Origin of the sequence: Alteromonas sp. 1_MG-2023 (assembly GCF_030547075.1) — a bacterium.
Classification (GTDB): domain Bacteria; phylum Pseudomonadota; class Gammaproteobacteria; order Enterobacterales; family Alteromonadaceae; genus Alteromonas.
In genome coordinates, this window is record NZ_JAUOQH010000025.1 from 36,272 (window position 1) to 50,916 (window position 14,645).

The 14,645-nt window shown below is 43.6% G+C and carries 12 protein-coding genes; 5 read left to right on the plus strand and 7 right to left on the minus strand.

The genetic code is table 11. The annotated features are described in order from the left end of the window. Positions 1-107: 107 nt before the first annotated feature. Together glp and Q4561_RS18830 are read left to right on the plus strand one after the other, a co-directional pair. Positions 108-1,340, plus strand: coding sequence for a gephyrin-like molybdotransferase Glp (gene glp / locus Q4561_RS18825; protein WP_303462795.1), 1,233 nt, complete (start codon positions 108-110; stop codon positions 1,338-1,340). A 2-nt stretch (positions 1,341-1,342) separates the two neighbouring features. Beyond that, positions 1,343-2,707 carry an MATE family efflux transporter gene (locus tag Q4561_RS18830; RefSeq protein ID WP_303462796.1) on the plus strand — a complete coding sequence of 455 codons (1,365 nt, stop codon included), beginning with the start codon at positions 1,343-1,345 and terminating at the stop codon, positions 2,705-2,707. Positions 2,708-2,731: 24 nt separating this feature from the next. Here the strand turns inward: Q4561_RS18830 and Q4561_RS18835 are convergent, their stop codons facing one another. From Q4561_RS18835 to Q4561_RS18845, 3 genes are all read right to left on the minus strand, one after another. After that, positions 2,732-3,460 carry a nucleotidyltransferase family protein gene (locus tag Q4561_RS18835; protein WP_303462797.1) on the minus strand — a complete coding sequence of 243 codons (729 nt, stop codon included), beginning with the start codon at positions 3,458-3,460 and terminating at the stop codon, positions 2,732-2,734. A gap of 103 nt (positions 3,461-3,563) precedes the next feature. Further along, positions 3,564-4,745: a VWA domain-containing protein gene (locus Q4561_RS18840; RefSeq protein ID WP_303462798.1), complete on the minus strand. Its 1,182-nt coding sequence runs from the start codon at positions 4,743-4,745 to the stop codon at positions 3,564-3,566. Then, positions 4,745-5,581: a MoxR family ATPase gene (locus tag Q4561_RS18845; RefSeq protein ID WP_303462799.1), complete on the minus strand. Its 837-nt coding sequence runs from the start codon at positions 5,579-5,581 to the stop codon at positions 4,745-4,747. The genes Q4561_RS18840 and Q4561_RS18845 overlap by 1 nt, the downstream gene beginning before the upstream one ends. A gap of 201 nt (positions 5,582-5,782) precedes the next feature. Between Q4561_RS18845 and cysK the strand changes: the two genes are divergently transcribed. After that, positions 5,783-6,748 (plus strand): cysteine synthase A, encoded by a 966-nt coding sequence (gene cysK, locus Q4561_RS18850; RefSeq protein ID WP_303462800.1) that lies wholly within the window; start codon positions 5,783-5,785, stop codon positions 6,746-6,748. A 246-nt stretch (positions 6,749-6,994) separates the two neighbouring features. Then, the gene (locus Q4561_RS18855; protein WP_303462801.1) at positions 6,995-7,453 is read left to right on the plus strand and encodes a hypothetical protein; all 459 of its coding nucleotides are present in this window, start codon (positions 6,995-6,997) and stop codon (positions 7,451-7,453) included. A 122-nt stretch (positions 7,454-7,575) separates the two neighbouring features. Here Q4561_RS18855 and ggt read toward each other — a convergent pair whose 3' ends face one another. Continuing rightward, positions 7,576-9,333: a gamma-glutamyltransferase gene (ggt, locus tag Q4561_RS18860; protein ID WP_303462802.1), complete on the minus strand. Its 1,758-nt coding sequence runs from the start codon at positions 9,331-9,333 to the stop codon at positions 7,576-7,578. A 15-nt stretch (positions 9,334-9,348) separates the two neighbouring features. Beyond that, the gene (locus Q4561_RS18865) at positions 9,349-10,113 is read right to left on the minus strand and encodes an enoyl-CoA hydratase (RefSeq protein ID WP_303462803.1); all 765 of its coding nucleotides are present in this window, start codon (positions 10,111-10,113) and stop codon (positions 9,349-9,351) included. A 142-nt stretch (positions 10,114-10,255) separates the two neighbouring features. Between Q4561_RS18865 and rrtA the strand changes: the two genes are divergently transcribed. After that, positions 10,256-10,840, plus strand: coding sequence for a rhombosortase (gene rrtA, locus Q4561_RS18870; RefSeq protein WP_303462808.1), 585 nt, complete (start codon positions 10,256-10,258; stop codon positions 10,838-10,840). Positions 10,841-10,912: 72 nt separating this feature from the next. Here the strand turns inward: rrtA and Q4561_RS18875 are convergent, their stop codons facing one another. Both Q4561_RS18875 and Q4561_RS18880 read right to left on the minus strand, forming a co-directional pair. Beyond that, on the minus strand, positions 10,913-13,468 hold the full coding sequence (locus Q4561_RS18875; protein ID WP_303462804.1) for a prolyl oligopeptidase family serine peptidase: 2,556 nt from the start codon (positions 13,466-13,468) through the stop codon (positions 10,913-10,915). 222 nt (positions 13,469-13,690) lie between these two features. Continuing rightward, complete coding sequence (locus tag Q4561_RS18880) at positions 13,691-14,299, minus strand: FMN-dependent NADH-azoreductase (RefSeq protein WP_303462805.1); 609 nt, start codon at positions 14,297-14,299, stop codon at positions 13,691-13,693. Positions 14,300-14,645 lie beyond the last annotated feature (346 nt).

Consider the following 14,645-nt stretch of genomic DNA (forward strand, 5'->3'; position numbering starts at 1 on the left):
TTATAGCGCCGTTTTTGTTTTAATTTCCTTATTGTCACTGCCTAATCCATTGGTTTATTGGCGCATTTAGGTGATAATCCACACCCTCAAATTAGGGAGTGGTTTTCATGTCTTCAAAATGGTTATCGTTAGAACACGCATTAGAAAAAGCGATTAGTGCAACTCGCACCATAGGTGAAACCGAAACCATTCCGTTAAACAGCGCTTTAGGCCGAATTACTGCATCAGCAGTGAGTGCGTCTATATCTGTGCCCCCTTGGGATAACTCAGCAATGGACGGCTTTGCGGTTAATACTGCTGATGAAAAGAATACGCCACTGTTAATTCAGAGCACTATCACCGCAGGTATGGCCGCAAATGAGTCGCTTAAATCAGGTCACGCCATTAAAATTATGACTGGCGCACCAGTGCCTGCTGGTGCTGATGCCGTGGTGATGGTTGAGAATACGACTACCGAAGACAATGGTGTTGTTATAAACCAATGGCCCTCATCCGGCGAAAATATTCGTAAGAAAGAAGCGGATATTAAAATTGGACAGGCACTCGTCAATCAAGGCGTTCGGTTACAACCACAACACCTTATGCTGCTGTCTTCGCAGGGCTTAGCTACTGTTGAAGTGTTCAAGCAGGTAAAAGTAGGTGTTGTAGCCACCGGAACTGAACTCGCTCAACCCGGCGAGCCTTGTCTACCCACTCAAATCTATGAATCTAACCGAATTGGGGTCAGCGCCCTACTTTCAGAGTTAGGCGTAGAAATCATTGATTTCGGCATTGTAAAAGATGACGAGCAATCACTCACCAGCTTATTTAAAGAAGCAAGCGAGCGAGTAGATGTAATGGTAAGTAGTGGCGGCGTTTCCGTTGGCGATGCCGATTATGTGAAAGATGTGATAGACACCTTGGGCAGCATCGATTTTTGGAAAGTCGCCATTAAGCCTGGAAAACCTTTTGCTTTAGGGCAAATAGCTAATACCTTGTTTTGTGGCTTGCCTGGCAACCCTGTTTCTGCGTTTGTAACGGCAAAATTACTTGTTACGCCGTTAATTAGAAAAATGCAGGGTGAACAGCTTATACGCAAACCATTAACTGTTAACGCGAAAATTACCTGCGATATTAAACGTCGTGCAGGACGAAGGGATTTTCAGCGAGCTACCATGTCTTATGATGATAATTTCGACCTTTGTGTTACCCCGTTTCGTACTCAAAGCTCTGGTGTAATGACGTCTATTACCGCAGCAAATTGTTTAATGATAATTCACGAAGACATTAGTCATGTTGAAAAAGGCACCACTTTGCCTGTTATCCCTTTTGATTTACTTTCACCTGAACCGGACGCTTAACCTTGAAGAAAAAACGCTATCTACTTGAAGGTAGAGATATAATAAAGCTGGCTTGGCCATTATTAATTGCGCAAATCACCCAAATGCTGATGGGCGTGAGCGATACCATTATGGCGGGGCGTTATAGCGCCACTGATATGGCAGCGGTGGCCCTTGGTTTTAGTATTACCGTGCCCCTATTATGCTTTATACAAGGTATTGCACTTGCCTTACCGCCGATTATTTCAAGGCTTCAAGGTACAAAAGACATAACCGGCATTGCCAATGCCAGTCAACAAGCAGGCTACTTAGTGTGTTTCGTTGGTTTAGCGGTGGCCGCCCTTATTCCGTTTGCCGGTAACATCGTATCCTTATTCCCTATGGCAGATGAGCTTCATACCATTACCGTAGATTATGTAGTTTACGTGCTTTGTGCCATGCCGGGCTTTGCGCTTTATCAGTGGTTAAGAAACTACTGTGAAGGGTTAGGTAAAACTAAGCCCACCATGTTAATTACTGTGATTGGTTTAATGGCTAATATTGTCGGTAACTACCTGTTTATTTACGGTGTGGGCCCTATTCCTGCTTTTGGTGGCGCAGGTTGTGGTGTAGCAACGGCTATTGTTATTTACACCATGCTTATTGCTACGTTTATTTACGTGCGTTTCAGCCCTGCCCTAAAAAAATACCAGCTGTTTGATACGTACTACAAGCCGTCTGTGGTGGCCATAAAGCGCACTTTTAAATTGGGTTTACCTATCGCAATGACCTTGTTGTTTGAAGTGACTTTATTTGCGGTAGTCGCACTGCTACTTGCGCCGTTCGGTTCAACCACCGTTGCTGCACACCAAGTTGCGCTAAACTTCTCTGCCTTGATGTTTATGGTACCCATGAGTATTGGTATGGCAGCGTCTATTCGTATTGGTTATCGCATAGGGCAAGATAATAGACGCCAAGCAAAAATCGCCGCAAAGTGTTCTATTTTAATTGGCTTTGTTACCGCAGCTTGTACTGCTACATTCACACTCAGTGCTAAAGCATTCATTATCGGGCTTTATACCAGCGACGATGCGGTTTACCAAATGGCGAATGCTCTACTTATTTATGCGGCTATTTTCCAGCTTTCCGATGCAATTCAAGTAATATCAGCCAATGCACTTAGAGGTTACAAAGATACTACGGCTATGTTTATCATTACCTTTGTGTCTTACTGGTTAATTGGCTTGCCCACCGGCGTAATATTAGGGCGTACCGATTGGATCACGGCTGAACCTATGTCTGCGAGCGGATTTTGGATTGGGTTTATTGTGGGGCTAAGCGCAGCGGCAATAATGCTAGGCGCAAGACTTTATTATATTCAACGGCCAAGCTACCGTTACGCTACCTAGTCTAATAGATACTATGCCTATCGGTTACACGCCTGTGCTCCGATAGGCTTTCCAATCCCTTGGCGAATCAATATCTAATGCAGATTCAGGGTGAGCTACGCCAACGGCTTTCCCTTTTCGCTTCCAGTCTTCTATCACTTTCTTAGCGCCTTTGTCGCCGCTTAGCTTAAGTAAGCTATCAAACGCCGCTCTAGGGAAGATAGCTGGCACCGTCGCTTGTAATTCGCCCCGATGGTTATTCCACTGACTGTATATAATGTCATCAGGATGAACGGATACTTGTTCAATCAAGTTATCAAGCGTACTTGTGGTTACACTCGCTAAGTCTGCTAAATGCACTAAAACATGGGTGTACTGATTGTCCTTGGATTCCAACACGGCGTTAAGGCCACAGCGTATGCTTGAAGCAATACCTTCATCCCACACATCGTTGTGACATATTTGAATTGTGGTTTGGTGGGTTGGCTTGTTATGAATTGTCTCTTTGAGGATTGTCTCGTTTTGAGTTGTCTTTATTTGAGTTACGTCTATTTGATTTTTAGTACTTTGACTAGCGAAAGTCTGTAGCACACCAAAAAGGCCAGAATGCCAGCGCCCCGTAACCACATAGATTGAGGAAAGATGTAGCCCTTGAACTTGTTGCAAAGAGTAATGGATTAACGGCAACCCGCTATAATGCGGGGAAAGTAATTTGTTACCACCGTAACGCTTACTTTCCCCACCCGCTAACAGTATGCTTGCAATCTTAGTCATGCTTACTCGTGTGAATTTAGGGTTTTTACCGTATTTGTCGTACTAATTTTTAGCGTATTCACCAGTACTCGCGCTTATTCATGGTTGCAAAACAAAACATGAACTAGCGTGAACGGCTGAGTTCTTTAATAGCTTGGGTTAGCCCTTCAAGAGTTAGCCCGTACATTCTGTCTTCCACAATTTCTTTGATGATTGAAATAGACGAATAATAAGGCCAATAATTCTCCGCTTGAGGGTTTAACCATACCGCTTTGTTAAAGTGGTTCAGTATTCGGCCTAGCCATGCACTACCCGGCTCTTCGTTCCAGTGCTCAACACTTCCACCTGGATAGGTAATTTCATAAGGCCCCATGGTGGCATCGCCAACAAAAATGACTTTATAGTCTTTACCATACCGATGAATAATATCGTGAACCGAAACCCGTTCTTTTTCGCGGCGCAGATTATCTTTCCACACTTCTTCATACACACAGTTATGAAAATAGAAGTACTCGAGGTATTTGAACTCACTCTGCACTGCGGAGAAAAGCTCTTGAGTGGTTTTAACGTGAGGATCCATAGAACCGCCCACATCAAAAAACATTAACACCTTTACCGCGTTATGACGCTCGGGCGACATGTGAATATCTAACATGCCACCTTTTTTCGCGGTTTCACCAATGGTGGTGGCCACATCAAGCTCTTCACTGGCACCGGTTCTGGCGAACTTACGTAATTTACGCAAAGCCACTTTAATGTTTCGTGTACCTAGCTCTACGTCGGCAGATAAGTTCTTAAACTCGCGTTTGTCCCATACCTTTACCGCAGAGTTACGACGATTGCCTTTCTGCCCAATACGAATACCTTCTGGGTTATCGCCATAAGCACCAAAAGGAGACGTTCCACCCGTACCAACCCATTTGTTTCCGCCTTGATGTCGCTTTTCTTGCTCTTCAAGGCGCTTCTTAAGGGTATCCATTAGGGCTTCTAATCCACCAGACTGGCGCAGTGCTTCACGTTCTTCTGCACTTAAGTTTTTCTCAATTTCTTTGCGTAACCATTCTTCGGGAATTTCTTTACCGAATAAATCGATAGATTCCACCCCTTCAAAATAATCGGCAAATGCTCTGTCGAATTTATCGTATTGAGATTCGTCCTTCACCATGATGGTTCGAGACAAACTGTAAAAGCCTTCTAAATCTGCATAAACAATATGCTTTTCCAAGGCCCGGAGTAAATCAAGCAGCTCCCGCAAGCTCACTTTTACTTGATATTTTCGCAGCGTGAAAAAGAATTGAATAAGCATTAGCGGCGCGCCATGAATACCAATTTTTCGAACAAGTGAATGTCTTGTTCGTTTTTAAGTAAAGCACCGTACAATGGTGGAATAGCAGCTTTACCATCTTTAGTTTGCAATGCTTCTGGTGGAATGTCTTCCGCCACCAGCAATTTCAACCAATCGATAAGCTCAGAGGTTGAAGGCTTTTTCTTAAGCCCAGGTACATCACGGATTTGGAAAAAGGCTTTTAATGCTTCATCAAGTAACTTTTTCTTTAAATCAGGAAAATGCACATCTACGATTTGCTGCATTTCTTCTGGAGTAGGAAATTGAATATAATGGAAGAAACAACGACGTAGGAAGGCGTCTGGCAGATCTTTTTCATTATTTGATGTGATAATTACGATGGGGCGTACTTTTGCCACTACGCGCTCTTGAGTTTCATATACAAAGAACTCCATTTTATCGAGTTCTAGCAATAAGTCGTTTGGAAACTCAATATCCGCTTTGTCTATTTCATCAATCAAAAGAATCGGACGATTGCCCGCTTCAAAGGCTTGCCACAATTTACCTTTAACAATGTAATTGCCAATATCGTGAACACGATCATCACCAAGTTGTGAATCTCGCAGGCGAGATACCGCATCGTATTCGTATAAGCCTTGTTGTGCTTTGGTAGTAGATTTGATGTGCCATTGAATTAAATCGGTACCAAGACTGGCCGCCAACTCTTCTGCCAACATGGTTTTACCTGTGCCAGGCTCCCCTTTGATTAGCAGCGGACGCTCTAGCGTAATTGCTGCATTCACAGCCAATTGCAGATCTTTTGTAGCAATGTAATTCGACGTTCCACTAAAAGCCATTATGTTTCTACCTCTTCCGTTCTGATTCGTCATGTAAAATAACAATAACATATAGCGAAAAAGCACTTTGCATTTTCACGTTTGGGACCAATGATATAGGGGTATGACGAAATCCCCTAATTCAGGCTATGAATTATTAACTATTATAAAGGTCGTACAGATCACGACTGCTGGGATTTCCTAACTAGGTAAGGATTAATAATGCAAGTATTTGACGACAACTCTCTTTCTATTGGCCGCACGCCTCTAGTTAAATTAAACCGTGTGACTTCAGGTAACGTTTACGCTAAGGTTGAATCTCGTAACCCTAGCTTCAGTGTTAAGTGTCGTATTGGCGCCAACATGATTTGGGACGCTGAAGAACGTGGCGTACTTACCCAGGGTAAAGAAATTGTAGAGCCTACCAGTGGTAACACAGGTATTGCCCTTGCGTTTGTTGCCGCATCTCGTGGTTACAAACTAACACTTACCATGCCTAGCAGCATGAGTTTAGAGCGCAGAAAGCTATTAAAAGCCCTTGGTGCCAGCTTAGTATTAACTGAAGCACCAAAAGGCATGAAAGGTGCGGTGGCCGCAGCACAAGAGATTGTGGCTTCTGATCCTGAAAAATACGTTTTACTTCAGCAGTTCGATAACCCTGCCAACCCTGCTATCCATGAAAAGACCACGGGTCCTGAAATTTGGAATGACACCGACGGTAAAGTGGATGCATTCGTGGCGGGCGTAGGTACAGGCGGAACCATTACTGGTGTTAGCCGCTACCTTAAAAACACCCAAGGTAAAGCTATTACCTCAATTGCGGTAGAGCCAACTGACTCGCCAGTGATTACCCAAGCGATGAACGGTGAAGAACTAACACCAGGGCCACATAAAATTCAAGGTATTGGTGCCGGCTTCATTCCAGGTAACTTGGACTTAAGCTTGATTGACGAAGTTGAGCAAGTGACCAACGATGAGTGTATGGAAATGGCGCACCGCTTGATGACCGAAGAAGGTATTCTTGCAGGTATTTCTTCTGGCGCAGCAGTGGTAGCAGCAAAACGTTTTGCTGAACGCCCAGAGAACAAAGACAAAATTGTGGTTGTACTACTAGCAAGTGGTACCGAACGTTACTTGAGTAGCCCATTATTTGCAGGCGCATTTGGCGACCAAGAAGAAACACAGTAATCTTTACGCATAGCTAACGAATTGCTGATGCAATAACGGTCGCGATGACGGTTGTGGTAAAGAATACAAAAGAAACAGTAAAACGAGGCTTCGGCCTCGTTTTTTGTTTTTATCCCCCTATGCTTTTCAAACTGCATCTTTACCTTTATTGACCCTATTAAAATAAGTATTAGGTTGCACCTCACTAGATCTGGTTCGATAATATAAGGGTTCAATTTTTCCTATATTTTATCTGAGGTTTTTTCAATGCGTTCTTTTCGTCTAGGGTTATATGCAATTTTGCTGAGTGTTTTGTGTTTAGCAGGTTGCGAAGAAAAGGAAAAAGGAATGGGTCGCTACGGTATGCTTGCTGAAAGTACACCGGAATATTCAGCGGTGACCTTTTTAAAAAGTGTTTATGAAGATGACAACCTTGATGTTGCTATCAGCCTGTCTTCAGAACGCTTGGCTAGAATTTTGACCAACTATCACAGCAATAGAAATGTTCAGCGCCATCTTTTGAACTTGAAGTACGATACGGTGATCATTACCCCGCAAAGTGGCAACAGTGTTGGCCGTTCTGAGTTTTCAAAAAAAGCAACGGTTACCATATTTTTAAGCGGTATGTACGAGGATGACAAAATTGAAGACTTACGCAGTTTAGATCTCATTAAAGAAGATGGTATGTGGAAAGTGTCTCAAATTCATCCAGACCATTTTATGTAATAAAAAAGGCTGTTCGAAACCTAATCTCGAACAGCCTTTCATAGGTAAGTATTGTCTCTCATGTTTAGGCGCTGTGAATTACAGTTAATTACAGTTAATTACAGCGCAGTACACTATAAAGCTTAGCGTCCTACTGCAATACCTTCCCTTCTTGGATCGGCACCGCCAATAATTTTGCCCGACTTAATCTGAATGCCATGTAGGCCACTGTTCAAATCGACCACTTTCACTTGATGACCTAATGCCGTAAGCGGTGCTTCTAATTCAGCAATAGGCGTTCCCTTTTCAAGGGCGGTATAATCGTTTCGGTTAGTGATCTTAGGTAAATTAATAGCCTGTTGTATATCTAATCCAAAATCCAACACGCCCACTAAGGTTTGCGCAACATAACTTACAATACGTGAACCACCAGGAGAGCCCACTACTACTTCTAACTCACCTTCTTTATCGAATACCATCGTAGGGCTCATTGCGCTACGTGGGCGTTTACCCGGCTCAACACGGTTAGGCACAGGGAACCGGTCTTGTGTAGGCGAAAACGAAAAGTCAGTTAGTTGGTTATTTAGCAAGAAACCGCCAACCATAAGACCGGAACCAAACATAAATTCGATACTGGTGGTCATCGATACCGCATTACCTTCTTTATCTACGATAGAGAAGTGCGACGTATTCGGCTGTTCCATGTTGCTGCCCAGGCTAATGTTAGCGTCGCCGTAAGGGTTACCAGCGCGTACACGTCGCCATTTTTTATCCGGTGCAACTCCTTCAGCGCGGCGATTTAAATACGCGGTATTTATCATGGCAGCGAACGGTAAGTTCGTGAAATCGCTATCCGCTATAAATTTTTCTCTATCAGCATAAGCCAACGCGCTAGATTGAGTAAAAACGTTAGCAAACGCTACCGAGTCAGGAGCGAGTTTAGAAAAATCCTGACCTTCTAACATTTTCAAAATTTGATAAACGTTAATACCACCTGAACTTGGTGGCGCCATGCCACAAATCTGTCTGTCTCGGTACAGGCCACAAACCGGCTCACGCTCTATGGGTTCGTAAGCAGCTAAGTCTTCTGTGGTCATTTGACCAGGATTGATTGAGGCAGAGTTTACGGTTTTAACAATCTTCTCAGCAAGCTCGCCTTTGTATAAGTAGTCAGTTCCGTTTTCAGCAATGCCTGTTAACGTTTTAGCTAACGGTTTGTTTTTACGGATCGCGCCTTCTTTTAACGGAATACCAGCGGGGAAAAAATACGTAGAACTTGTTGGGAATGTTTTTAAGCCAGGATGGTAATCAAGAGCAATCAACTTGGCTAGTCTTGGTGAAACACGAAATCCTTCGTTTGCCGTTTTTATGGTATCGTTAAACAGTGCGTTCCATTGCAACTTACCAAACTTAGCTTGTGCTGTTTCCAGCGCTTTAATAGCACCAGGTACGCCTACGGATTTACCACCCACAACGGCTTCAAGCCAACTCATGGGTTTATTACCTTCCATAAACCAATGGGCGTTTACCGCAGCCGGTGCAGTTTCCCGTCCATCGAAGGTATGCAGTACTTTGTTTTTATTATCCCAATACAGTATGAATCCGCCGCCACCAATGCCTGATGACTGTGGCTCAACAAGGGATAACATAGCTTGAACAGCAACGGCGGCGTCGATTGCACTTCCGCCCTGTTCTAATACATTTTTACCTGCCCATGACGCATAAGGGTTAGCCGCTACTACCATGTAATCTTCAGCAGTAAACGCTTTTTTCTCCACATATCCTGTGGCCGCCTCTGGCTCCCCTACTTCTCTAACTTCTTTTGCATTAGCAGACACCAATAGGCAGCTTGAAACTGCAATGGTCAACAACGATGAACTAAACCATGAACCACGTTTCAAAATAGTATTTCCTCTTTATTTAAATTTCTCCGGATTGATCGGACGTTTTGACAAGAAGGCGTCAAACGCTTCACGCGCAGCTTCGGTACCCGCAGCTTGGGTAAATACGTCAGTCTCAATATCCATATGGTGAAGCGTTGATTCTGAGTCATTTTTAAGTAGTGATTTAGTTTGTAATAGCGCAAAGAGAGGCTTACCCACTAACTTTTTACATACCGACTCAACCTTTGCTGGTAACTCAGCGGCAGAAAAACTACCTGTAATCACCCCAAACTGACAGGCATCTTCTGTGCCAAATGGTTCGCCTAGCATGAGCAACTCACTTGCTTTTGCATGACCCGCCATTTTTGGAAGAAGATAACTTGAAGCAAATTCAGGAACAAGACCTAAGTTGATGAATGGTAGAACAAATCGGGTGTTTGTCTCAGCATAGATAAAATCACAGTGTAAAAGCATTGTCGTACCAATACCTACAGCAACCCCATGCACTTGTGCCACTACAGGGACTTCACAGTTAAACAAGGCGCGCATAAAAATGAGTGACTCATTAACCGTATCACCCTCTTTGCGTTCTGCGAAGTCAGTAATATCATTACCAGAGGTAAAACAGTCGCCTTCACCGCGAAACAAGACTGTCTTTATACTCTCGTCATGTTCGATACCCAATAATGCATCGGCCATACTGAGGTACATCCCTCGCGTTAGGGCATTTTTCTTTTCCGGACGGTTAATCGTAATGGTTAGTACGCCGTTATGTTTTTCACTTAGTATTAAAGACATTGGTCACCTCTTAAGCATTTAAGGTTGTTATAAGGGATGAAAGCAGACGAAAAAAGCAATTTAACCGATAACGGTGCCCACCCCACAGGCAATTTTATGTATCATACCCAGCACACACGAATTACTAAAATAAATAACAATGATGATGTCACTACCGGTCTCCCCTAAGTATAGCGTAGGCCCACTTATTTTAGCGCTTTGCGCTATCGTCGCATTCCTTTTCGAACCCCTTTCGGGCGAATGGCTGGCCTACGACCGTTTCGCCATTCAAGGCTTAGAAACCTGGCGTTTACTATCAGGAAACATTGTGCATACCAATGGGTATCACCTGTTGCTGAATTTATCAGGCCTTACCCTACTGTGGGCACTACACGGCGAACATTACCGAATAGGTCGGTTCTTAAAAGTGTTTGTATGGTGCAGTTTAGGCACCAGTGCAGGACTTTACCTGTTTTCAGAGGACCTTATTTGGTACGCAGGGCTTTCTGGCGCCCTCCACGGTATATTCGTATGGGGTGCATTAATGGACATTATGAATAAGATGCGTTCTGGCTGGATTTTATTGGCGGGTGTGGCTTTAAAAGTTACTTATGAACAAACGGCAGGCAGTAGCGCACAGGTTGCTGCACTGATAGATGCCAAAGTGGCGATTGATTCGCACTTATTCGGTGCGATAAGTGGTTTGATCATTTTCACGCTTATGTGGTTAACCGCTAAAAAACACTAGTTAACAAGAATACTAACAGCAAAACGCCCCTACGAAAGGGGCGTTTTTTATCTGTGTAAAAGCTTTAGCCAGTTATAAATTCTCTTCGAATAACTTATAGATTCGGCGGTATTCATCTAACCAAGAACTTGGTTGCACGAAGCCATGTGGCTCTACTGGGTAGATAGCCGTTTCAAAGTCTTCTTTTTCTAGCTCAATTAAGCGCTGAACTAGTCGAACCGTATCATGGAAGAACACATTGTCATCTACCATAGGCGCGTTAATTAACAATGGCTTTTCCAACCCTTCGGCAAAATAGATTGGTGAACTACGCTCATAAGCAATAGGGTCGACATCTGGGGTATTTAGGATGTTTGATGTATACCCAATATTATAATGCGCCCAATCGGTAACGGGGCGAAGCGCTGCTCCAGCCGCAAAAAGATCTGGTGCGTTAAACATAGACATAAAGGTTAAGAAGCCACCGTAAGAGCCGCCATAGGTTCCTATTCGGTTACGATCGACATTGGCATTTTCTACCAACCAATTCACACCATCCCGTAAATCTTGTACTTCAGGCGTACCCATGTTGCGGTAGATAGCCGTGCGCCAATCGCGCCCGTAACCTGCCGAGGCACGGTAGTCCATATCTAGTACCACATACCCTTGTTGCACTAGCATGCTGTTGAACATGTACTCTCTAAAATACAATGACCACCCTAAATGAGCATTCTGTAAATAACCTGCCCCATGATTAAAGACAACTGCCTTTAGCGGCTTGTCTGCTTGGTAATCTTTCGGCAAGTATACCCGAGCATAAATAGGTGCATCGGTGTGGCTAGACGGAATAGCAACCACATTAGGCACAGCCCAAGGCATGGCGGTGAACGCTTCGCTTACCGTATCGGTAATTTTTGTAGCGGCTTCTTTGCTATCCACAGCTTTAACATAAAGCTCAGGCGGTCGTGTTACTTTACCGTGGCTTAATACTAATGTGGTGTTATCTGGGCTAAGTTCATACTCTGTTAAACCATTAAGGTCGGTTAACGCCTCTACTTCACCGCCTGTTGTTTTCACACGGTATACTTCGAATATACCAGGGTGTTTACTGTTCGCAGTAAAGTACATCCACATGTCGTCTTTAGACAATGTTGGGCTATCGGTAATGTACGTACCTTTGGTTAACGCTTTAGGCGCTTGGCCGGGGACTTGCGTATAAAGGTGTGAATACCCTGAATGTTCAGACTGATAATACAGAGTTTCACTGTTATTGAACCAACCAAAGCTATTGAATCGATAGTTTACCCACGCATCATCATGTAGGCGGTGTTGGTTTACTAATCGCTGTTTACCGGTATCTACCGTTGCAATCCAGCGGTCTTTGTTGTCCCAAGCTTCAAGCATTACCGCAACTTGCTCACCGTCTTTATGCCAACTAATAGAAGGTTGTTGCCAGTTCCAACTAGACAGCAAGGTAATTGCTCTTGGTAAGCGATTCACATCATAAGTTTCACCCTTAGCTTTTGCATTTTCAGTCTTAACATCGGCCAATACGTCATCGTTATAGCCCGGTAAGCTAAAATAATTTAACGGTGACTTTTCGCCGTTAGATAAGTTAAGCAACCAAAGGTGATGGTTAATAGGCTCTGCATCGGCAACCTTTCTGCGTACCGGCTTACTGGCTATGCGGCTATCTTCCTGAATATAGTGCGGCATAATGTCACTATCATCACGAGTAGGCTTATCTGGGGTGGTTGCTATAATCGCGTAATCCCCTTTCGGCGACACACTTACACCAACCAACTTATGGGTTTTATCAAAGTAAAACGTGTCGGGCGCCACGCTTGTATTGTTTGCGGCTAATTCATCGTCAGCTTTCGCTTTCGATTCACTGGCATGACGCTTTTTCGCAATATATTGAATTAAAGATTGTTGTTCTTCTGCGATATAGTCTTTGGCGGGCGCTACTGCTTCTGGCTCGTCACTGAATGACCAACTAACTAGTTCTTCTCTACTCCCGTTAGATAAATTTATGGCAATGGCACTGCTACCACTTAAGGCCATCAATCGCCCGTCAGTCATAAATGATAGCGACGATAAGAAGCTGCCGCCACGGGTGAGTTGTACAATCTCGTCATTGGTGAACTGCACATATACGCTGTCTTTGAACCGATACGCAATAACACCATCATCTCGGGTTACTTTTTCGTCGTACTTATAGCGCTGCAATTGTGCTAATGGTGCATGAGTACTTTTACTCGGGGTATCGATGCTAGCAATATAAACATCGTTCAGGTCACCGTTAATCTGCTTACGTTCATAAACGATATGGCTTCCATCTACAGACCAACGCATACGACTAGGCGCTCTACCTAACCATTTTGGATCTGCCATTATTTGCTTTAAGGTAATTTCGCCGTTTTGTGAATACGCTGCGGTGCTCTTTTCAACATCAGGAGTGGGAGTGTAAGAGTTCGCTGAATTGTTAACTCGGCTTTGGGCTGTGTTGGAAGACGTGGTATCAGTTTTTGATGAGCTAGAACTTGTGTTAGGTACCGTGCTTGAATCAGTCGTTGAATCCGTAGTGGCACACCCTGATAACAACAACGTGATACTAGAAGCTAGAACGAGAGAGGAAAATTTCTGCATTATGTCGACTTTGTTTTTTAGTTATTCCCGCATTATAGCCAGAGAATTGTGTCGTTGACTAATCGACGTGAAAAATTGCGTTAAAGCACTCGTTTTAAATCATTAGATCTGAAACAGTAGGCATAAAAAAGCCCCGCATAATATGCGGGGCAATCAAGCACACTCAACTTGGAACACACTTTAGCTCAAACGCACTCATTGCGTTTCGCTAACTGCATAGATTTAGTCCGCGTTTAATGGGGTTAGTTCAATTATTTTATTCTTAGCATTAATGATACTTACATTAGCAGGCTCATCACCCAGGCTAAGCCCTTCTGCATAAACAAAATTTACGTCAGTAATACCCACAAAATTTAAAAAATGAGTAAGGTACGGCGTTTGGGTATCGTAGTCTCCACCTTCATAAATACCACCACGGCTAGCGAATACTTTAGCTTGCTTACCTACTAGCAAACCCACCGGCCCTGTTTCAGTATATTTAAAGGTAATACCGGCACGGGCAATACGATCAAAATACGCTTTCAAAGAAGAAGGAATACCGAAATTATACATTGGCACTGCGAATACAATCTCATCTGCAGCTTGTACTTGGGCTACTAGGTTATCGGATATTTCAGCCAACGCTTGCTGTGCTGAGGAACGCTCGCTAGCAGGCGTCATCCATGCTTGCATTTCTTCGCCTGTTAAATGGGGTAACGCAAGTTCAGCCACATCAACTTTCGTTATTGAAACACCTTTACCCTCTAGTGACTGAAGGTAGTAGTCGGCAAGTTCGGTAGATTTACTGTTTTCGCCATTTAGGCTTGAATACACAACAAGGATAGATGTCATCAAATTTCTCCAATTAAGTCAGTTTGGGTACTTTAAGATAAATATAATCGAATTAATATTAGGAAAAAACCTGCCTATCGTTCGATTTTAATGGATAAGTTGGAGAGCTACTTGGTTACGTGTTTTAACTCGACTTAGGCTTAGTGTTCGGCATAAGTTCGGTTCAAATACGGTTTAAATACAGTAATGACCCAGCAATGAGAGAATAATAACGATAGCGGCAGAAGAGTTCGGACGGTAATAGCGGTAATAAGGGCAAGAAGCTGATCCTCTCATTGCTAACCCAGAATCAATCGAGTTTGCCACAACACAACTAAGAGAATTAATGCGATGAAAAGGATCGAGC

Coding starts and splice junctions, on each gene's coding strand:
- glp (WP_303462795.1), top strand. CDS start 108: ATGTCTTCAAAATGGTTATCGTTAGAACACGCATTAGAAAAAGCGATT.
- Q4561_RS18835 (WP_303462797.1), bottom strand. CDS start 3,460: ATGACTAAGATTGCAAGCATACTGTTAGCGGGTGGGGAAAGTAAGCGT.
- Q4561_RS18840 (WP_303462798.1), bottom strand. CDS start 4,745: ATGCTTATTCAATTCTTTTTCACGCTGCGAAAATATCAAGTAAAAGTG.
- Q4561_RS18845 (WP_303462799.1), bottom strand. CDS start 5,581: ATGGCTTTTAGTGGAACGTCGAATTACATTGCTACAAAAGATCTGCAA.
- cysK (WP_303462800.1), top strand. CDS start 5,783: ATGCAAGTATTTGACGACAACTCTCTTTCTATTGGCCGCACGCCTCTA.
- Q4561_RS18855 (WP_303462801.1), top strand. CDS start 6,995: ATGCGTTCTTTTCGTCTAGGGTTATATGCAATTTTGCTGAGTGTTTTG.
- Q4561_RS18865 (WP_303462803.1), bottom strand. CDS start 10,113: ATGTCTTTAATACTAAGTGAAAAACATAACGGCGTACTAACCATTACG.
- rrtA (WP_303462808.1), top strand. CDS start 10,256: ATGATGTCACTACCGGTCTCCCCTAAGTATAGCGTAGGCCCACTTATT.
- Q4561_RS18875 (WP_303462804.1), bottom strand. CDS start 13,468: ATGCAGAAATTTTCCTCTCTCGTTCTAGCTTCTAGTATCACGTTGTTG.
- Q4561_RS18880 (WP_303462805.1), bottom strand. CDS start 14,299: ATGACATCTATCCTTGTTGTGTATTCAAGCCTAAATGGCGAAAACAGT.